Source organism: Rhizobium sp. AG855 (assembly GCF_003610655.1).
Lineage (GTDB): Bacteria > Pseudomonadota > Alphaproteobacteria > Rhizobiales > Rhizobiaceae > Allorhizobium > Allorhizobium wuzhouense.
In genome coordinates this window covers 2,565,363-2,585,309 of record NZ_RAQG01000003.1, presented here as the reverse complement: position 1 = coordinate 2,585,309, position 19,947 = coordinate 2,565,363, and the positions used below count along the sequence as shown (strand labels likewise).

The 19,947-nt window shown below is 62.4% G+C and carries 16 protein-coding genes; 8 read left to right on the top strand and 8 right to left on the bottom strand.

Features of this window, described 5'->3' with window-relative positions; translation table 11 throughout:
* Positions 1-57 precede the first annotated feature (57 nt).
* The gene (locus tag DFO46_RS12810; RefSeq protein ID WP_120277560.1) at positions 58-399 is read left to right on the top strand and encodes an MmcQ/YjbR family DNA-binding protein; all 342 of its coding nucleotides are present in this window, start codon (positions 58-60) and stop codon (positions 397-399) included.
* Positions 400-437: 38 nt separating this feature from the next.
* Here DFO46_RS12810 and nadS read toward each other — a convergent pair whose 3' ends face one another.
* Together nadS and DFO46_RS12800 are read right to left on the bottom strand one after the other, a co-directional pair.
* Entirely contained in the window at positions 438-728 is a 291-nt protein-coding gene (gene nadS, locus DFO46_RS12805) for a NadS family protein (RefSeq protein ID WP_120277559.1), read from the bottom strand.
* A complete protein-coding gene (locus tag DFO46_RS12800) occupies positions 725-1,075 on the bottom strand; it encodes a type II toxin-antitoxin system RelE/ParE family toxin (RefSeq protein WP_120277558.1) in 351 nt (116 codons plus the stop codon). The genes nadS and DFO46_RS12800 overlap by 4 nt, the downstream gene beginning before the upstream one ends.
* 274 nt (positions 1,076-1,349) lie before the next feature.
* On the opposite strand from DFO46_RS12800, the gene DFO46_RS12795 reads away from it, so the two are divergent.
* Positions 1,350-2,480, top strand: coding sequence for a site-specific DNA-methyltransferase (locus DFO46_RS12795; RefSeq protein ID WP_120277557.1), 1,131 nt, complete (start codon positions 1,350-1,352; stop codon positions 2,478-2,480).
* Between the two features lie 225 nt (positions 2,481-2,705).
* On the opposite strand, the gene DFO46_RS12790 is transcribed toward DFO46_RS12795, so the two are convergent.
* From DFO46_RS12790 to mutY, 3 genes are all read right to left on the bottom strand, one after another.
* Positions 2,706-3,068 (bottom strand): nuclear transport factor 2 family protein, encoded by a 363-nt coding sequence (locus DFO46_RS12790; protein WP_120277556.1) that lies wholly within the window; start codon positions 3,066-3,068, stop codon positions 2,706-2,708.
* Between the two features lie 254 nt (positions 3,069-3,322).
* The gene (locus DFO46_RS12785; protein WP_120277555.1) at positions 3,323-3,934 is read right to left on the bottom strand and encodes an HAD family phosphatase; all 612 of its coding nucleotides are present in this window, start codon (positions 3,932-3,934) and stop codon (positions 3,323-3,325) included.
* Positions 3,935-3,937: 3 nt separating this feature from the next.
* Positions 3,938-5,014 (bottom strand): A/G-specific adenine glycosylase, encoded by a 1,077-nt coding sequence (mutY, locus tag DFO46_RS12780; protein ID WP_120277554.1) that lies wholly within the window; start codon positions 5,012-5,014, stop codon positions 3,938-3,940.
* Positions 5,015-5,086: 72 nt separating this feature from the next.
* On the opposite strand from mutY, the gene DFO46_RS12775 reads away from it, so the two are divergent.
* The 5 genes from DFO46_RS12775 to DFO46_RS12755 all read left to right on the top strand — a co-directional run bounded on the left by DFO46_RS12775 (position 5,087) and on the right by DFO46_RS12755 (position 12,412).
* Positions 5,087-6,313 (top strand): O-antigen ligase family protein, encoded by a 1,227-nt coding sequence (locus DFO46_RS12775; RefSeq protein WP_120277553.1) that lies wholly within the window; start codon positions 5,087-5,089, stop codon positions 6,311-6,313.
* Positions 6,294-6,818, top strand: a complete 525-nt coding sequence (locus DFO46_RS12770; RefSeq protein ID WP_120277552.1) for a DUF721 domain-containing protein — start codon at positions 6,294-6,296, stop codon at positions 6,816-6,818. Before DFO46_RS12775 ends, DFO46_RS12770 begins: the two co-directional genes overlap by 20 nt.
* A 305-nt stretch (positions 6,819-7,123) precedes the next feature.
* On the top strand, positions 7,124-7,429 hold the full coding sequence (locus DFO46_RS24145) for a hypothetical protein (protein ID WP_245422570.1): 306 nt from the start codon (positions 7,124-7,126) through the stop codon (positions 7,427-7,429).
* Positions 7,430-7,660: 231 nt separating this feature from the next.
* Positions 7,661-9,967: a SulP family inorganic anion transporter gene (locus tag DFO46_RS12760; protein ID WP_183041892.1), complete on the top strand. Its 2,307-nt coding sequence runs from the start codon at positions 7,661-7,663 to the stop codon at positions 9,965-9,967.
* 165 nt (positions 9,968-10,132) lie between these two features.
* Positions 10,133-12,412, top strand: coding sequence for a SulP family inorganic anion transporter (locus DFO46_RS12755; RefSeq protein WP_210210628.1), 2,280 nt, complete (start codon positions 10,133-10,135; stop codon positions 12,410-12,412).
* 37 nt (positions 12,413-12,449) lie between these two features.
* On the opposite strand, the gene DFO46_RS12750 is transcribed toward DFO46_RS12755, so the two are convergent.
* From DFO46_RS12750 to DFO46_RS12740, 3 genes are all read right to left on the bottom strand, one after another.
* The gene (locus DFO46_RS12750) at positions 12,450-14,594 is read right to left on the bottom strand and encodes an adenylate/guanylate cyclase domain-containing protein (protein WP_183041891.1); all 2,145 of its coding nucleotides are present in this window, start codon (positions 14,592-14,594) and stop codon (positions 12,450-12,452) included.
* Between the two features lie 83 nt (positions 14,595-14,677).
* Positions 14,678-17,188, bottom strand: coding sequence for a FecR domain-containing protein (locus DFO46_RS12745; RefSeq protein WP_120277547.1), 2,511 nt, complete (start codon positions 17,186-17,188; stop codon positions 14,678-14,680).
* Positions 17,189-17,197: 9 nt separating this feature from the next.
* The gene (locus DFO46_RS12740) at positions 17,198-18,598 is read right to left on the bottom strand and encodes a tetratricopeptide repeat protein (RefSeq protein WP_120277546.1); all 1,401 of its coding nucleotides are present in this window, start codon (positions 18,596-18,598) and stop codon (positions 17,198-17,200) included.
* Between the two features lie 338 nt (positions 18,599-18,936).
* Between DFO46_RS12740 and DFO46_RS12735 the strand changes: the two genes are divergently transcribed.
* Entirely contained in the window at positions 18,937-19,680 is a 744-nt protein-coding gene (locus tag DFO46_RS12735; RefSeq protein ID WP_110789569.1) for a DsbA family protein, read from the top strand.
* Positions 19,681-19,947: the final 267 nt, after the last annotated feature.

The window sequence follows — 19,947 nt, the reverse complement described above, 5'->3', positions numbered from 1 at the left end:
CCAGACAGATGACACCTCCCACAACCTCTGGCACACTTCGCGCCCGGAGGCCCCACCATGATCACCCTCGACACCCTGCGCCAGATCATCCTCGCTTTGCCGACAACGGAGGAAACCACCTCCTGGGGGCATCCGTCCTTCAAGGTCAACGGCAAGGCCATGCTGTTCTGGAACCCGACCCATGACTGCCCGGTCTTCAAGGTCCCCTTCGAGGAGCGCGACCACCTGATCGAGATGGACCCCGACACCTTCTTCACCACGGATCACCATCGCCCCTATCCGATGGTGCTCGCCCGCCCGGATCGAGTCGATATCGAATGGGTGCGGCAAAACCTCATCCGGGTGTGGCGGGATCAGGCGAAAAAGGCGGTGGTGAAAGAGTGGGATGCGGGACGGTAACGCTTTGAATTTACCTGGGGAGGTCGGATTTCCCCGACTTAAGCGCGGGATAAGAGCGCCTGCGCAACCATCTCAGGCGCTTGATCGATCACTTTCAGCAGCACCAGAGCGGCCCGGTCAGGTTGGCGACGCTTCTGCTCCCAGTCCTTGATGGTCCCGGCAGGCAGACCGTAACGCCTCGCAAACTCCGCCTGCGAAAGCTTAAGGCGCTTGCGGATGGCTGCCACGTCAATCGTTTCGGGCACGAAGACAGCGGCAGGTTCGGCCCGGCCCTCGGCAATAGCAAGGGCTTCCTCGGCGCTCTGGATCAGCTCCTTTCCAAAACTCATGCTCTGGTCTTTCTCTGTCTGTAAGCATCACCCAGCCTGGGCAGGATGCGCGCCAATTCGTTCCGCTCGGCTTTCGAAAGGTTGCCCTTGTCGTTCTTCCCGTAAATGGCAAGGGCAAACACCGGAATGTCTCCTCCACCGAAATAGTGGATGGTCCGAAAGCCTCCACGTTTACCCTGACCCTCGCGCGCATGCCGCAGCTTTCGCGCCCCACCCGTTCCCGGCATCAGGTCTCCGCCTTCGGGATCGGCGGCAATCACGGCTAAAATCTCTTGAAGCTCTTCATCAGAGAGGCCGCAGCGCTTGGCCTGAATCAGAAACGTCGGAGTCTGAATGACAGTCTGCATCGGAGGCTCACTTGTACGGCATTGCCGTCTTCACTGTCAAGGATGTTGTGCGGCATTGCCGTATGTTCGACAGCTTGGCTGCAATCATAGGTGCAAGACTGCTCTATGGCTATCCTAGGTGGGCGCTGAAATTAAACTCTCCTCATTACCCGTGATCGGCCCCCCCATCCCACCCCCGCACAAAATCTCATCCCCTCTTCACGCTTCAGTAACCAACTTCGGTAACCATAAGCCTCGTGTTCCCGTGCTGCGTCAGCGTAAGAGTGAGTAACCAATGGCTTCTGTATTTCCGATTGCCGAACTCCGCCGTTCGTCCGACCCGCTCGCCTGGGTCGACAGCATCATCAAGGGCGATTGCGTCTCCGCTCTCGAAGCCCTTCCCGACAAATCCGTCGACGTCATCTTTGCAGACCCGCCGTATAACCTGCAGCTTGGCGGTGCCTTGCATCGGCCCGACCAGTCGCTCGTCGATGCCTGCGACGACGAATGGGACCAGTTCGCCTCCTTCGAGGCCTATGACGCCTTCACCCGCGCCTGGTTGCTCGCCTGCCGTCGCGTCTTGAAGCCGACGGGCACGATCTGGGTCATCGGCAGCTACCACAACATTTTCCGTGTTGGCGCGACGCTGCAGGACATGAATTTCTGGATCCTCAACGACATCGTCTGGCGCAAGACCAATCCGATGCCGAATTTCAAGGGTCGCCGTTTCCAGAACGCCCATGAAACCATGATCTGGGCCTCGCCTGATCCGAAAGCCAAGGGTTACACCTTCAATTACGATGCGATGAAGGCGTCGAATGACGACGTCCAGATGCGCTCCGACTGGCTCTTCCCGATCTGCTCGGGCGGCGAGCGGTTGAAGGGCGACGACGGCAAGAAGGTCCATCCGACCCAGAAGCCGGAAGCGCTGCTCGCCCGCGTCATCATGGCGTCCACCAAGCCGGGTGACATCGTGCTCGATCCCTTCTTCGGCTCCGGCACCACAGGCGCCGTTGCCAAGCGTTTGGGCCGCCATTTCGTCGGCATCGAACGCGAGCAGGAATATATCGATGCAGCCTCGGCCCGCATCGCCGCAGTCGAGCCTTTGGGTAAAGTCGAACTGACCGTGCTGACCGGCAAGAAGGGCGAAGCCCGCGTTGCCTTCAACACGCTGGTCGAAAGCGGCCTGGTCAAGCCCGGCCAGGTGCTGACCGACGCCAAGCGCCGCCACTCCGCGATCATCCGCGCCGATGGCACGCTGGTCTCGAACGGCGAGGCCGGCTCCATACATCGCCTCGGCGCCAAGGTGCAGGGGCTGGATGCCTGCAATGGCTGGACCTTCTGGCACTTCGAGGAAGAGGGCGCGTTGAAGCCGATCGACGACCTGCGCGCCATCGTCCGCGCCGGCATGGGCAAGCTCGGCTGAGAGCCGAGCCGATTAACACAATGAAAGACGCCCGCTCATCTCAAGCGGGCGTTTTGCGTTCGGCAACCACGACGTCATCCTCGGCCTTGTGCCGAGGATCTGCCAAGGCTGAATGAATTCAACGGGGTGTAGATGCTCGGGACAAGCCCGAGCATGACGAAATGAGCACGTCAGCCCTCTTCATCCGCTTCATTCGAACATGTGGTCCGTCCGCTCTGAGACCCGTCAGACCTTATAGTCGGTCACATCGACCGAGATGATCTGGCCCTTGTCGTTGAAGGTGATCGTCTCCTCGCCGAAGCGCACCAGCGGTTCCCCCGTCTGCGCATGCGTCGCCTTAAGCCGCCACACGGCGCGCGCTGCCATCGGCGACACCGCCTCCGTCAATTCGTCGACGGCCACCTGATCCGGATAGGTATCGAAATAGCGCCGGAACGCCGCCATGATCTCGGCCTTGCCGGAGAGCTGGCCGACCTTCACCGAACCATAGACGGCGTCCTCGGCAAAGAAGGCGTCGATGGTGGTGAAATCGAGCGCATTGATCGCCTCGTGAAAGGTGCGGGCAGCAGCGACGGGATCGAAGGACATGGGGTCTCCAGGGCAGATCAGCGACAGGGCCGGGGGAGGAAGAACCGGCAATTGCGTCGGACGGGTTTCGTTTACGGTATCTAGTCATCGAGACCAGTTTCGGACAAGCCGGCAACCGTACCACCACACACACAAATACGGACGACGTCAGTCAATCGACCCGCCCGGAACGCCTTCGGTCGCTTGCGACCGGAACTGGCGCGGGTCGGGGTCCGCCAACTCCACCCGCGCCTATTTTTTTGTCAGCGCTGACTTTACACACCGACGCCCAGCGCCAGCAGATCCGCCTTCAGTTGGTCCGCCCCGGTAAAATGCACGGCCTGCCAGCCGGCGGCGCGCGCACCTTCGACATTGGGGACACTGTCGTCGATGAAGACGCTATGGGCGGGGGACAGGTCGAAATCTTTCGCATGGCGCTGGAAAATCGCCACATCCGGCTTGATCAGGCCAACTTCGCCCGACACGGTGACGCCGCGCGGCGCGTTCAGGAAGGGGTACATCTTGCGCGCTTCGCCAAAGGTGTCGGCGGCAAAATTGGTCAACATCGTCACGTCATGGCCCGATGCGATCAGGCTGGTCATGATCGCGACGCTGTCCTCATAGGCATGCGGGACCATCTCGGCCCAATGGCGCCGGAAAGCGCGGATCTTGTCCTCGTGCTCGGGAAATTCGCCAATGAGCAGGGCCTCCGCCTCGGCCCAGCTGCGGCCGCGATCCTGCTCGATGTTCCAGTCATGGGTGCAGACGGTCGCAAAGAACTTCGCCCTTTCGTCGGGATCGGGAATGATCCGCTGATACGGCAGGTTTGGATCGTAATGGATCAGCACCTTGCCGATGTCGAAGACGATATGGCGAATCTCGGTCATGTTTTATCCCTTAGGAGTTGGAAAGGCTGTCGGAATAGCCGCCACAATTGCCTTCTTCATGACGGTTGGCAGCGCCTCCCCATCAAGTTCGATGACCGGCACCCAGAAACCGTGATCTCCCGAGGGTATGTCGATCGGCCCGGCGCGGAAGATGGAGAGCCGCAGTTCGAAATGGGTGAAGACATGGCTGATGGCGCCGGCCGGCTGCCAGGCGGCGGGGAAGGGGGCGGCATCCACTCCGGTCTCGCCATCCTGCCGCGAGGTCCAGGCTGTCGTCGGCACTTCCGTCATGCCGCCCAGAAGCCCGCTGTCGACACGCTTGCGCAACAGCAACCGCCCGTCGCGGTCCACCGCAATGAAGGCGGCCCCCAGCCGAACGGATTTTGCCTTCTTCGCCGCCTTGACCGGGAAACGTTCGGGATCATCGGTTGCCAAGGCAAGGCAGTCGCCGTTGAACGGACAGAGCGCGCAGGCGGGTCGCCTGGGCGTGCAGATCGTGGCACCCAGATCCATCATCGCCTGGGCAAAATCGCCCGGCCGGTCGGTCGGGGTGAGGTTTGCCACCTTGGCCTTCATCTGCGGCTTGGATCCCGGCAGCGGCGCATCGATGGCGAAGAGCCGCGAGATCACCCGCTCGACATTGCCGTCCATCACGGCGGAGGGACGGTTGAAGGCGATCGCCGCAACCGCTGCCGAGGTATAGTCGCCGATGCCGGGAAGGGCCCGCAAGCCTTCTTCAGTGTCGGGAAAGGTCCCGCCATGCTTGAAGGCAACGGCTTCCGCACATTTCTTCAGATTGCGCGCCCGGGCATAGTAGCCAAGCCCCGCCCAGGCCGCCATCACATCCTCGTTCGGCGCCTTCGCGAGGTCCGTCACCGTCGGCCAGCGGCTGATGAACTTGGCGAAATACGCCTTCACCGCTGCCACCGTCGTCTGCTGCAGCATGACTTCCGACATCCAGATGTGATAAGGGTCCGGCACCGCCCCGTCTTTGGCTGCAGCAGGCGAAATGCGCCATGGCAGGTCCCTGTGATGCCGGTCATACCAAGCGAGAAGAATGGCGCTCTTGTCTTGCTTCATCGGTTGTGCGGTAGCCTTGATGCGGTTAGACGGTGGCGCGGCCAAAGCCGTAACCAATGACCCGGAGAGATCATGCAGCTACAACGCTCCGACCTGACCCGCAATACGACATGGGCGCTGTTCGCCATCCTGAGCTTGTCTTCCCTTCATAAGGCGGTGATGGATTTCAGTTTTATGGGAACGGCGGGCCTTGCGCTGATTTATCTCCTCATCGGAGTGCTGAAGCCGCGGCTGGATGGTGCGATTGGTTTGTTCGTAGCCCTTTCCGGCCTCTATTTCGCTGTTCAGCTGATCTATTTTCTCATGCACTTCGGGACTTATTTCCCCAAGCCGGACGACGAGTGGAGCCAGCCGCTCAAGCACATCAACTTCCTCCTTCCCTTCTTTGTCGCGGCGCGATTGGCGACGGTTCCGCGCGAAAGTCTTCTGCGCACCATGTGGATCGCGGCGGCCGTTTGGGGGCTGGTGTCGCTTCCAATCGCTCTCTACCAGGGGCTCATCCTCAATATGCGGGTCGAGGGTGGGGCTGGCAACGCTATCCCCTTCGCTGCAATGAGCGCGCTCTTTTCAAGCTTCGCGCTCTTGGGTTTCAACAACCCCGACAGACGCTACCGCTGGCTTGCCGCAGCGGGCTTCTGCGCAGGTTTTCTCTGCGTACTCTTCTCCCAGACCAAGAGCATCATACCAGTCCCCCTCTTCGGGCTCGGCTTGTACTGGTTGATCTTTCTTCGCGGCCGCATGAAAGTTCGGCATGTTTGCCTGGCCGTTGTGGGGGTTCTGCTCTTTATGGGAGTGGGATTGTACGTTTCCGATAGCTGGCAGCGCTTTTCCGACATCTGGGCGATCGCGGTCGAGGGCGACGAAACCGCACAACTCGGGGGGTCCTATACCGAGCGCCTGATCATGTGGTCCCAAGGCCTGAACGGCATTCTTGAGATGCCATGGTCCGGTCATGGCTTCCAGAACCGCCGCCATTTCATCGATCTGCTCGGCTATGACTACAATCATTGGCACAATGGGTTCATTACGGCCGCCTTCGACAATGGCATTCCCGGTCTCGTGGCTTTGGTTCTGCTGCTGTTCTGTCCGGTATGGATCGCATGGCGCTGTCCGCGCGACAAACTGTTCAGCCCGCGCCTGTTCATGGCTACGATTCTTGTTTTCGTTTATGTCTGGGGCGGCGCGGTCAACCAGATCTTTGGTCATGTGATCTACAATGCCCTTTTCCTCTGGGTTGGTCTGGTGATCGCAGTTTCGGCTGCCCCAAAAGCGAGTGACGATGTCCAAGGATCAGCCTAGCCGCAGAGGCGCCCATCAGATCTCCGAGATCGCCAATGGCATCGTTGATCCGGTGCTTGCGCGCCGCGCCGGTATCAACACGGCACTGCTCGGCTCCTGGGAGGACATCGTCGGGGAGAGTTTCGCCGATTGCACCCGGCCGGAAAAGATCGCCTGGCCGCGGCGTGGCGATCTTGCGGAAGACGGCGGCCATCGGCCGGGGGTCTTGACCATCGCCTGCGAGGGCGCACGCGCCCTTTTCCTGTCCCATGCCCAGGGCGAGCTGATCGCCCGCATCAACGGCTTCTTCGGCTATCCCGCGATCGGCCAGATCCGCATCGTGCAGAAACCGGTCTCGAATGCGGCACTTCGCCGCCCGACGCTTCAAAAGCTGCAGGGCGAAAAGGCGCGCCGCTTGGAGACGATGATGGACGGCATCGAGGACGACAATCTGCGCCGCGCCATCGAACGCCTCGGCACCGCAGTGCTGTCGAAGGCCAAAGGGTCGTCCGGGCCGGGTCGCTGAGGCCGAGGAAAAAAAGCGGCCATGAATTCGAGCGACCTTCTGACCAGCTCTAGCTCAAACCTCCACGTTATCGCCGTTCTGCTAATGTCCGCTTCTCGTTCGAAACCAGTGACGCACAGAAACAGGGTATGCGCGTGCGACAGTGCTTAAAACAGATTCTTTAGATAAGTGGCTCGCTCGATTTCCAGATCTTGAACCGTGATGCTACCGACGTCTGGAAGGAGCTCTCTCAATCTCTCAATGATCGTCCGGTTCAGCGTTGTACGCGTTGCCTCATCGCGCCGTTCCATGAGGAGGAGGGTGGCATGGACAAAGGTCTGGGGATCGGTGCCAATGCGAAAATAAGCGACGGGCTTCGCGCGAACTTTGATGTCGGAGGCTTCAAAAACAGGACTCCCCGCAAGTTCCGTGAACAACTTTTCGCAGACCAATTGCATATCGTATTTCCGCTCGATGCCCTCGGAGAACTCAATCGAGAGATGGGGCATATGGTGTCCTTTCCTGGCCAAAAATGTCCAAGTTTCGAGCAGACTGCGTGCGCTGCGGCTCTTTCTGAACAGTCCATTGAGCTGCGGAACATCGAATTTCTTGTTCCTTATCAACGTATTTAGATGATCGTGCAAGCGGACACTGATTGGAATTATAGCAACGACAGCAATGTCTGCCCCGCGACAAACGCACACTCTTCCCGTCGTGCTGTTTTCGCGTCGCGGCATAAACATGCTGCAATGCGGCGGCCATCTTTGGGCCGATTGCCCCTAAGCGTTGCCGCCTGCCTCGGGTGATGTCTACCATTTGCGCAAGACCAATCCGTGGTCGAGCTCCCCGTTATGGATTCCAAAGTGAATCTTCACAGTCCGACACGCAACGCTGGGTCCCTGAACGACCCGTCAGCCTCACAGGCAACCGCCAAAGCGGCAGACTGTGCAACGACCTCCCGCGTCCTCACTCCCACAGCCTCCCGCAGCTCGGACCGCTTCGCCACGATCACCGCCTCACTCCTCTTTGCCCTCGTCGCCGGCATGGATGGGCTTTCCACCAGCATCGCCTTTGCCGCCCTGATCTTCACGGGCGCGCTTGCCTCGGGCTTCGGCATGGGTGTCGGCCTGATCCTCCTCTCCAGCGTCGTGCTGGTTCTGGCCATGGCGCTGTTCAGCCGTTATCCCTCCAGCATTGGCCAGGTGCGCAAACCAAGCGTTGCCATCCTCGCCTCGGCCATCGCAGCAGCAACCTCGGTGATGACGGATGCGACCGATGAGACGAGGTTGCTGACCGCCTTTGCCGTCTTGGCCGTGAGCGGACTTTCAACCGGTGTTGTCTTCTGGGTCTTCGGCGCCTTCGGTTTCGGCAGGCTCATCCGGTTCCTGCCCTTTTCCGTCATCGCCGGCTTCCTGGCTGGTTCCGGCGCGCTGATGGTCGAGGGTGCCGTGATGATGGTGCTGGGTAAGGGTGGGTTTGACGCATTATTGCAACCCCATGGGCTTCCGATCCTCGGCAATCTGCTGGTAGCCATCATCTTTGCCATCGTCTTGTTGTGGTGCCTCGGCCGTTTTGCTAGTCCCGCCACGGGTCCGCTGGTGATGCTCGGAGGCGGCCTGCTCTTTTACGGATTGCTGCTCGCGATTGGCCTGCCGCTCGAACAGGCCCGCCGCATCCACTGGCTGCCGGCCATGCCACCATCGGGTGGCCTCGACCTGCCATCACCGCTCGCCGTCTTTTTTGGCGCAGACTGGTGGGCGGTGGCCCATACGCTTCCGGCGGTTTCTTCCGTCATCCTTCTCAGCATGATCGGCCTTCTTCTCAATTCCAGCGGCCTCGAAGTTGCCACTCGCCGGGAAATCGATGCCAACCGCGAGATGCGCACCGCCGGCCTCGCCAATATTGCCGTCGGTCTGATCGGCGGGCCGCCGGGTTTTGCCAGCCTGTCCATGACCATGCTCGCCAACCGCATGGGAGCAAGGACACGGCTTGTCGGCCTCGCCACCGCTGCAGTTTTGCTGTTGATGCTGCCCTTTGCCGGACAGCTCGCCGGCATCATGCCTGTCTTCATCGCCGCCGGCCTGATGATGACGCTTGGCTTTGAAATGCTGCATGACTGGTTGTGGAAATCGCGCCGCCAGTTGAGCCAAAGCGAGTGGCTGACGGTGCTCGCCATCCCGCTCGGCATGGTCGTCATGGGTTTCCTCCCGGGGATGGCGCTTGGCCTCGCCCTCTCCGTCGTCACCTTCGTCTACAATTACGCCAGTCTCTCCGTCATCCGTGTCGAAGCCTCGTCCCGCGAGCGCCGGTCGAGCGTCGATCGCCCGATTGCCGAAAACGCCGTGATCGAGCGGGAAGGGGACCGCGTCCAGCTGCTCGAACTGCAGGAATTCCTCTTCTTCGGCACCGCTGAACAGGTGATGGACCGGATCCGCCAGCGCCTGCGCAATCAGACGCGCCTGCGGCTCAATTATGTGGTCCTCGATTTCCGTCGGGTGAGCGGCATGGATGCCGCCGCCGCGATCACCTTCCTGAAGACCCGCAATCTCGTTGCGGCCGAAGGGGCGGTTCTGATCTTCTGCGGACTGTCCGGCGAGACGGAACGCACCCTGTGCCGCAACGGCATCGATCTGGACGACGACGCGGCGCTGCTCCGTCTACCCGATCTCGACCGCGCCCTGGAGCACTGCGAGCAACATCTGCTCGCAGGCGCCTTGCGGCAACAAGGCTGGCAGGATGTCGAAGACTATCTCGCCCGCACCATCGGGCCGAACGACCGCCTGCACGACCTCGTCGCCATCATGCAGCGCGTCGACGTGGCGCCCGGTGATCGCATCATCCGCGCCGGCGAGATCGGTGACGATCTTTTCCTCCTCTGGAAAGGCCGTGCCAAGATCGAGGCCCGCCTGCCGAATGGCCGCACCTTGCGCCTGCGCACCGTCACACCGGGTGTCGTCCTCGGTGAAATCGCGATCTACCGCGACGGCCCCCGCACCGCCGACGTCGTTGCCGAACTGCCGTCCACGGTCTACAGGCTCGCCCGCAGCGAGTTGCTCCGTCTCGAACAAACCGACCCGCAGCTGGCCGTCCTGGTACACCTGCTCTGCGCCACGACGCTTGCCGAGCGCCTGACCATCGCCAACCGCGTCGTCCAGGCGCTGCACGAATGAGAAGCCAAATTTGCCAACGCGCACAAAGGCTTCCGCCGACATCATCGGCCAAGTTTGGGCGCATCGGATGCGGCCCGTTGTCGGGTGCTGAAGCCGGGTCTACCAATCGGTCAAACTCCTCGCCTCCCTGGTGCATCGACCCGCCAGCTTGCAGGAATGGCCACGGTGAACGTCAGCAATTACAAGTTCCAGCCTGAACTGCCCGCCGACGCCGTCATCCCGGCGCGGGAGGCAACGGTGCCGAAAACTCTGCCTAAGGGGCGGCTGGCAAGGCTTGCAGCACCTCTGCTCTTTGCCGGCATTGCGGGCATCGACGGTCTCGGCACCAGCATCGCATTTGCCGCTCTCATCTTCACCGGCCCGCTTGCCGCCGGTTTCGGCATGGGGGTCGGTGTCATCCTGCTCTCCTGCGTCGTCATCGCGCTGCTGATTGCCCTGCGCAGCCGCTATCCCTCCAGCGTCGGTCAGGTGCAGGAGGCAAGCATCGCCATCCTCGCGACAGCCATCGCCGGAGCCATGGCCCAGCCGTCGCTCCAATCGGCCTCCGAAGCGGCGCGCATCGACACCGCCTTTGCCATCCTCGGCACAAGCGCGGTGGTCACCGGCGCAATCTTCTGGATCTTCGGCGCCTGCCGCTTCGGCCGGCTGGTGCGTTTCATGCCCTTCTCGGTGGTGGCAGGCTTCCTCGCAGGCTCCGGTTTTCTGCTCATCCAGGGCGCGATCATGATGGTGGTCGGTGATCGCTCGCTGGCACAGCTCCTCATCCAGCCTCTTGGCCACCAGGCCCTTGCCAATCTCTATATCGCGCTGATCTTCGCCATCGTGCTGACGCTGGCGTTGAAAAATGCCAGCAATCCCGGGACTGCACCCCTCGTGATGCTCGCGGGCGCTTTGCTGTTTTATGCCATGTTGGCGGTGATCGGCGTCAGTGCGGAACAGGCCCGTATGCTGCAATGGCTGCCGTCGATGCCGCCGACATCGGGACTGCAATTGCCGTCACCGCTCGCCATCGTCACCGGCGCGGATTGGGGTGTGGTTGCCCATGCGCTTCCGGCAATCGCCTCGGTGGCTCTGCTCAGCATGGTCGGCGTTCTCCTGAACACCAGCGGGCTGGAGGTCGCGACGCGCCGTGAGATCGATGCCGATGCCGAACTGCGCATCGCCGGCCTTGCCAACCTCGTGGCAGGCGGCCTCGGGGGCGCTCCAGGCTTTTCGGGGCTGAGCATGACCCTGCTCGCCAACCGCATGGGCGCGCATGCCCGTTCGGTCGGCATCGCCACGGCCGGCGTCCTGGTTCTGATGCTGCCCTTTGCCAGCCAGCTGGCCGGCGCCATGCCCACCTTCATCGCCGCCGGCCTGATGCTCACCCTCGGTTTCGAGTTGATCCACGACTGGCTCTGGGGTTCGCGCCGCCAGCTGCCTGTCAGCGAATGGCTGGTGGTCCTTGCCATTCCGCTTGGCATGCTGGCCTTCGGCTTCATCGGCGGCATGGCGCTGGGCTTGGCGCTGTCGATCGTCACCTTCGTCTACAACTATGCCCGCCTCTCGGTCATCCGGGCCGATACGTCAGGGCGTCAGCGCCGCTCCAGCATCGATCGTCCCATCGCCGAAAACGCTGTGCTGGATCTCGAAGGCGATCAGGTCCAGGTTCTGGAACTCCAGGAATTCCTCTTCTTCGGCACCGTCGAGCAGATCATCGGCGCCGTTCGCCAGCGGCTTGCCGATCGCACCCGACTGTCGCTGCGCTTCGTCATTCTCGATTTCCGCCGGGTGAGCGGCATGGACGCCGCCGCCTGCGCCGCCTTCGTCAAGATCCGCAACATGCTGGTGGCAAGCGAGGTCGAGCTTCTGGTCTGCGGCTTGAACAAACGGGTCGAGACGGCGCTGCGTCGCAATGGTCTCGATGTCGTGGACGATCCGACCGTCGGTATCGAGCGCGATCTCGATCACGCGCTGGAACGCTGCGAGGAGCGCCTGCTGGCGAGTTTGCCGCGCGAGGTCGACTGGAACGATGTCGAGGACTATCTCGCCCAGACCATCGGCCCCAATGCCCGGCTGCACGATCTGGTTGCCGCGATGGAGCGGATCGATCTTGAGCCCGGTGATCGTTTCATCCGCGCCGGAGAACCCGGCGATGATCTGTTCCTGTTGTGGAAGGGCAGGGCCAAGGTCGAGGCCCGCCTGCCGGATGGCCGGTCCTTGCGCCTGCGCACGGTGAAGCCCGGTGTTGTGCTCGGGGAAATCGCGATTTATCGGGGCGGTCCGCGCACGGCCGATGTCGTCGCCGAAGTGCCCTCGACCGTCTACCGCCTCGTCAGGCAACAACTGCGTCATCTGGAAAAGGCGGATCCGCAACTGGCACTTCTCATCCATCGGCTCTGCGCCACGACGCTCGCCGAACGCCTCACCATCGCCAACCGGGTGGTGCAGTCGCTGCACGAGTAGATTTCCGTAGGCACCCGGTGGAGTCCCTGAGGACACACTACTTGTTCGTCGCCGTAAACACGCCGTCCCAGTCTTCAGTGGCTCTCTCGGGCAGGGCAGACAGCCGGTCGCGGTAGAGCGCATGCGTGCCGGTAAGCGGATTGGCTGGCAAGTTCGCCAAATCCTCGATCATCCGCCGGCACGCGGCAAAATCGCCGGCCTGCCAGGCATCGATGAAGGCATCGTGCCGGGCGAGCACCGGCGCCATGTCGGTAACAGCAGTATCGCTGTTGCGACCGAGCAGCGTATAGAGCCGCACCGCCGCCCGCCGTCCCATGACCCTCACCCGATCCACCTCGGCAAAGACGAAACCGGGCGCCTGACGGACCACGTCTTCCGTGACCAGGATTGCGACGTCGTAGAGCTTGGTCATGCCCTCGACGCGGGAGGCGAGATTGACGCTGTCGCCAAGGCAGGAATAGCTGAAGCGCTGATCGGAGCCGAGATTGCCGACGCAGGCCATGCCGGTGTTCAGCCCGATGCCGATCTTGAGCGAGGTGCCCTGCTGTCGGTTCAGCGCCTCCAGAGCCGCAATCATGGCCAGCGAGGCGCCACAGGCCTTCTTCGCATGATCCTCGATATCGAGCGGTGCGTTCCAGAAGGCCATGATCGCATCGCCGATATATTTGTCGATCGTCGCCTCGCGCTCCAGAAGCACGTCGGTCATCGGCGTCAGAAAGCCGTTGAGCAGGGCCGTCAGTTCGGTTGGAGTGAGGCTCTCCGAGAGCGTGGTGAAGCCGCGAATGTCGGAAAACAGAATGGTCAGTTCGCGGTCCTCGCCGCCGAGTTTCAGCCCTTCCGGGTCTTCCGATAGCCGTTCGACCAGCGTCGGCGACAGATAGCGACCAAAACTTTCGCGCACGAAGCGCTTTTCCCGGTGGGTCAGCATCAAGAGCAGGGGGAGCGCGGTCAGCAGCACGGAGGCAAGTCCGGCAAGCGGAAGAAGCGGATCGAACAGCACCAGCGCTTTTGAGAATGCGAGCCAGGAGACAGCCGCGATCCCGGCCGAAAGCAGCACGGCGGAGGCGACGGCGATTGCCGGCGAGCCGAGTGCCAGAACCGCAAGCAGCAACACGCCCGCAACGACGGCGAGGCCGCGTTCCGCACCCGTGATCCAGTCCGGCCGCTGCAGGAACACACCGCTGGCGATCTGGTCGATAATCTCGGCATGCACCTTCACCCCCGGCATGGCCGGATCAACGGGGGTTGCCACGAGATCGCGCAAGCCGACGGCGCTAGTGCCGATCAGCAGAATGCGGCCCTCAATCTGGCCGGCAAGTGTGGCCGCCTTGGAAGGATCAAGAAGGTCCACAGCCGAAATCACCGGCATGGCCGGCAGGCCGGAGTAATAGATCCACATCTCGCCACCGGGGCCGACCGGCACCTCGAGCGCTCCGACACGCAGGTCGGTCATGGCGAGCCGGCCACCGCTCTGCGCCGAGCGCACGATGAAGGAGCCGGCCTGCTGGGCAATGCGCAGCGTTTCGATCGAGAGGGCGGGATAAAGCGTGCCCCTGGCCGTCGAGACCAGCGGAAAACTCCGGATGATATTGTCGGGCGACGGCGGGAAGGAGAAGTAGCCGACAGCCGTGGTCGCCTGCGTCAGAACAGGCAGATTGGAGAGCGCACCGGAAAATCGGTTGAGTGCGGGGCTCGGGTCTTCGCCCAGGAAGGAAAAGCCGGCTTTCGGCGGCGCGACCGGCGCCTGGGTTTCGTTCGTCAGCGCAATGCCGAGCGCCACGGGGTGGACGCGTGCTGCCTCGGCCAGTGCGACATCCGGATCAGGCAGGTCGGTTCCCGCCATGTCGAGCGAAACACCCTGGCGGCGCATTTCCGCAATCAGCCGGGAAGGCGCCGTCCGGTCCGGTTCGGAAAACACGATGTCGAAGCCGATCGCCGCAGCCCCGAATGCGCTTGCCCGCGTCACCATGTCGGCCACCACCCGCCGCGACCACGGCCACTGGCCGAGCCTCGCGATCGAGGCCTCGTCGATATCGATGACCGCCACCGGCGGGTCCGTCGCCTCCCGCGGCTTGAAGCTCTGATAGCTGTCGAAGACCAAGGCGGTCAGGCGAAAGGCCTGGTCGGCGAAGACGGCATGGAGCGTGATCACCCCCGTCAACGCCGCCGCCCCGATCAGCATGACTCCGAGCCGCCGACGCTGGGAGGAGGAAAGCCGCCGTGTTGGGCGGGCCTGTGGCCGCCGGGTCTCCGCCATGCGGTCTGTCACGGAACGACGCCCGTGGTGCTGCCGGCAAAGATGCCTGTCGACGACCAGGTGCCGTCGACAGCCGTGAAGTTCCCCATCACGCCCCTGACATTGCCGGACGGAGTGCCGGTGCCATCCGAGGCGAAGGCGCCGGTGACGCTGGTGGCAATGCCGATCATCGATGAACTGGTAAGCGTCGACACCGGATTGCCGCCGGACTGGAAGCTCACATTGGCGCCGAACGTGCCCTTGCCGTCATAATTGCTGATCTCGACTGTACCGGTGCGCGCGCCGAAATTCATCGTCGCCGCGAGGTTCCCCGTCGCGATGTATTGCGCACCGTTGTTCAGCACCGTCCCGACGGCATTGCCGGTATAGGTCGCGCTGCCCGTTGTGGGAACGGCCGTGTTCGCCGGCCGCTCTCCGATGATCCAGTTGCCGAGATGAACCTTGTAGTCGACTTCGCCGTAAAGGTTTCGACCCCACCAACCCCAGGTCATGAACTCGCAACTGGTGCAGATCTGCGCCGACGTGTTGCCATTGAAGATCTTTGCCGGAACGGCCGCAGACGAGACCATATAGGTCCCGTCCTTGGAACTGGTCGCCGCCATCAGCGTGTCGCTGAGATAGGTCCGGTCGTCGTTACCGTAGAAGTCGGCATAATAATCCCCGCCGACGGACGTGATCCCGCCGGTGAAGGTGCCTTGGGTGGCATCGAAGGTGACGGTCGCCCGTCCCGCGCGGATCGTATTGGAGCCAAACGACCGCAGCACCCACGACGAAAAACCCGTCCGCGTCTGGCTGCCGAAGCTTCTCACTGCAGCAGTTGATGCCGCGTCATTGCGGCCCGCGACATGCAGATAGTCATAACCCTGGAATTCACCGTCAGGGTCTCCGAAGTCGACGGTCGGAAGGCTGCCGGTCCCGACGACCAGATACTCGCCGCCGCTACCATAGAACTGGTCGCCTCCGGCCGTCGAACCGATCGATGTGGTGATTCCCTGACCGTGCGAGGCTTGGCTGTTCGCGGTGTCCCGACCCGAACCCGCAGTCGAGCCGGTCAATCCATATCCGCCACCCTGCAACAAGCCGATGCTGCCTGCCGTGACATTGATCGCACTTGTCTGACTGGTGCCGGCACCGTCGATCAAAAGGGATGCCTGCATGGCACGTCCGATTTTCCCGTTGCTGGTGGAAACACCGGCGACAAGCAGGTCGCTGGCGACTGTCGGCCCGGCGGGAAAACCGCTGGTGAAGGGGATGGTGATGCCATCCGCATTCACCATCGCCGCGTTGAGCACATCCGGCTTCAGCACGTAGTGAAGGATCTGCCCGCTCGAAAGCGTGCTTGTGGCATTCGCCGGCGTGCCGCCGATCACATAGAACGGGTCACCGGACCCGTTGGTGAGCAGATAGGCGACAAAACCGTTGCTGCCGGTATAGGCGGTGCCACTGACGGCGGCACCATTGGCCGTGCCGTTGACCGTCTGCGACGTCAGCGACGAGGTCGATGCGAGGGCGGGAAGAATGAAGCTGTCGGCGCCGTAGCTGCCGGTAATGGTCCCGTCCGCATTCTGCGTGACCGTACCGGAACGCGTGTTCACCTTGCCCAACGAACCGACGCCAACGCTGACGCTGGCGCTGCTTGGCACGGGGACTTCGGCGCCGGGATTTTCCTCCGGTACCTCAGGCCGCGTATTGTCCCGGGTCGACGTCGCCGCGATCTCGTCCGGCGCCGTCACCGGCAAGGGCCGGGGGCGGGGAACGGGTATGTTGTTCTTCGCCACCGGTTGCTGTGAATTGCTGGTCGCCACCTGGCTGTTGCGCACGCTCTGGTCGGTCGGCACCATCTTCGCGCCGCCGGTCATGCCCGGCCGACCGGCGAGATATTGCTGCAGGCTGCTCACCCAGAGGGATGGTGTCCGCTTGACGCTGTTGCCGCCATCGCCGGCGACGATCGAAAAGCCCGGCCGGAAGAGGCGTTCCGAACTGCCGCGGCTGTTCAATTCCACCTGCTTGCCGAACACCAGCGAGACATGCGGCGGGATCACCTGGCCGTCGGCGGTCCGGCCGTCGAGGTTGATGTCGACAACGGCGCCGCGAATGCCGGCGGTGCCGATCGGCGTGTCGATCTTCACGTCACCGCTCGCTTTCGAAGCCTTGCCGCCGATGAAGCGCAGAGCTCCCTTGGTCATGGTGGCGGCGAGCGATGCCGTCTGCTTTTCCGGATCGTAGACGAAGCTGTCGATGACGATGGAGGAGTTTGGCCCGACCGTGAACGACGTGCCGTCGGCAAGCAGGATCTGCACCAGGCCCTCCGGTCCGGTCTCGATGCGCTGGTCGCGCACGACGGGATCGCCAAGCGAGATCAGCTTGCGCTTTCCGCCCGGCTGGAGGGCCGAGGCGGTCGGGTTTACTGCGGCCGTCACACCGGCGACATTGGCCTCGGCACGGCTGGGGGCGGCGGCGGCCATGGACATGGCGACGGAAGCAGCAAGGAGCGCGGAGGTCGACAGGATGCGGTTCATGGTGCTCTCCTAGAAGCTCGACTGGATGCCGAGGGACACGCTGATATTGTCGAAGGTCTTGATGTCGTAGTTCGACCAGACCTTGCGGTAGCCGGCCTCCGCCACCAGTGCCACGCTGTCGGTAAACGGCACGATCTGCCGAAGATTGACGCTGAATTCCGTATCCTGCTGGCGCTCGTCTGCATCGATCATGGCGTCCGGGCCGTCAAAGTTGCGGCGCGACACAGCCGTGTCGAGGGCCAGAACCCAGGCCGGACCATCGCCGATCGGCGCGGCGAAACGCCAGGCACTGCCGATCCCCAGACCAAGTTCCGTCGACGAAAGATAGTCGGTTTCGGCAATGCGCCGTGTGGCCAGAACCCGGCTGGAAATGTTGAAATCCTCGGTGATCTGCCGCGAATAGGAAAGCTGCCCGTCGATGCGGTCGCCTGTCTGATATTCGGGGCTCTGGCGGGACTTTGTATTGTTGTAGTCCTCGTAGCGATATTCGAGCTGTGCAGCCACCCCGTCCGTCGGCGTCACTTGCCAGTTGAATGTGGTCGAGGCGCCGATCGAGGCGAGATAGCGATCGCCCTCGATCAGCACGCCGCTTGACAGAAGGAAGACAGAAAGGGTCCGGTCGTCGAGGCCGAAGCGGGCAAGGTCGAAGGTCGGGCCGACATAACCTTCGAGCGCTCCTGTGTTCAAGGCATCCCGGTCGCGATACCCGGCGGTATAGCCGGAAATTCCGGCCTCGATGGCAATGCCCTGTTCGTCCAGCTCGTGGCGATACCGCACGGAGCTGGTAAGAAAGGCGTTGAAATCCTCACCCGCCACGGTCAGCTCGTCGAGCCTGTAGGAAAGGCCGTTCAGGGTCACGGTCGAATTGCCGGGCCCGGCATTGGCATTGCTCTGATAGCGGATGCCGGCGCGAACCATGCCGGTCAGCGACGACGGAGCCGCCTGCTTGTCGATCGCGGCGAGATAGTCCTCGACCTTGGTTTTGACCTCAGGCGGCACGTCACCGGCCGATTGGGCGCCCTCGAAATACTGCCGCGCCGTCTCATAGGCCCCGAGTCTGTAATAGAGCACGCCGAGCTCCAGCTGCAGGCGCGGCAGGCCGGGGGCATAGATCAGCATGCGTTCCAGCGTCGACACCGCCCCTTCGAGGTCGCCGGCCTGGGAGGAGAGGGCGGCATACTGGAAGGCTGTGTCCAGATCGTCGGGATGCGCCATCATCTGGGCGAAGAGCTTTTTGCGCTCGGCCTCGATCACATCCAGCGACTGGCCGCCGGGCCGGGGGCCGACATTCTGCGACGACTGGGCGAGGGTGTTGCCGGAGGTGAGCGGCAGGCCGAAGCAAATCACCATGCCGCCAATGTGGATCGTCCGGGAAAAGAGCCTGCTGAAACTTTTGAATGAATAAAACATGACTGCAACTCTTGGAAACGACCCGAATAAAATCATTTACGGCAAGTTGATCCGAACTATGAAGTGAAGAAACACGCACTGAACGGCCAAGTTTGGTGCCTTCCCGCGCGCTGCGCGGCAAGCGCACATCTGTAAGGCTGCAGTGCAGCAAGGGCAAGTGTCGGGCACGGACAGACGTTCCGCGTGGGATATCCGTCCTGCAGGCAATGGGTGACGCTGTGTCCTTGAAAAGGTCACGGAACTTTGATTTTTCTCATGGCAGCCTGCCTTGTTTGCCGCCATCTGCCGTTATAACGGTTGAGCCCAGAACAACCGTCATTCCAACAGGTAAGAGACCGATGTCGATGTCTGAACTCACGATCACCAAGCGCCGCCTGCTGAGCGGTATTGCCCTGGCTGGCGCCGTTGCCGCCCTGTCGGCCTGCAGCGACGAGAAGTCGGCCAGTGCCGAGCAGCCGGTGCCGGCGGTCAGCAACGAGACCACGGCCTCCACCACGTCTGCCGAAATGCCGAAGGCCGATCGCGATGTCGACATGGAAGCGGCCCTGAAGCCAGGCCCGCTCAAGGAAATGACGCTCGGCGATCCGAACGCCCCGGTCAAGATCATCGAATACATGTCGATGACCTGCCCGCATTGCGCCCATTTCCACGAAACCACCTTCGACGCGATCAAGACCAAATATGTCGACAGCGGCAAGGCTTACTTCGTGCTGCGCGAATTCCCGTTCCCGCAGGACACCGCTTCGCTCGCCGCCTTCATGCTGGCGCGCTGCACCACCGAAGACAAGTTCTTCCCCTTCGTCTCGATGTTCCTGAAGCAGCAGCGCGCCTGGGCCGCCCCTGACAATGGCGATGTGCGCTCCGCCATGCTGCAACTGTCGAAACTCGGCGGTTTTACACAGGAGACCTTCGACGCCTGCTTGACGAACGCGAAGCTTGCCGGTGATGTGTCGGCTGTCCGCGATCGCGGCGCCCAGGAATTCGGTGTCAACTCGACCCCGACCTTCCTGATCAATGGCAAGGCCTATTCGGGGGACATGTCGGTTGACTCCATGTCGGCCCTCATCGACAGCCTGCTCTGATCGACGCACCGTTCTGACGACGGGCGCCGGGGAAACCCGTGCGCCCGTTTGTATGTCTGGTGGCCAGATGGGCGAGGGCGGCGTTGATCGCCCTTCTCCCGGCCTGCGGGGAGAAGGTGGCGGCAGGTCAGGCGCAAAATTTGCGCCGGGGATGAGGGGCGCATTCGTAAAGCTGCATCTGGCGTTACCCCCCTCTGCCCTGCCGGGCATCTCCCCCACAGGGGGGGAGAGCGGAAATCCGCCGGCCTCTCGCTCCCATACTGAAAT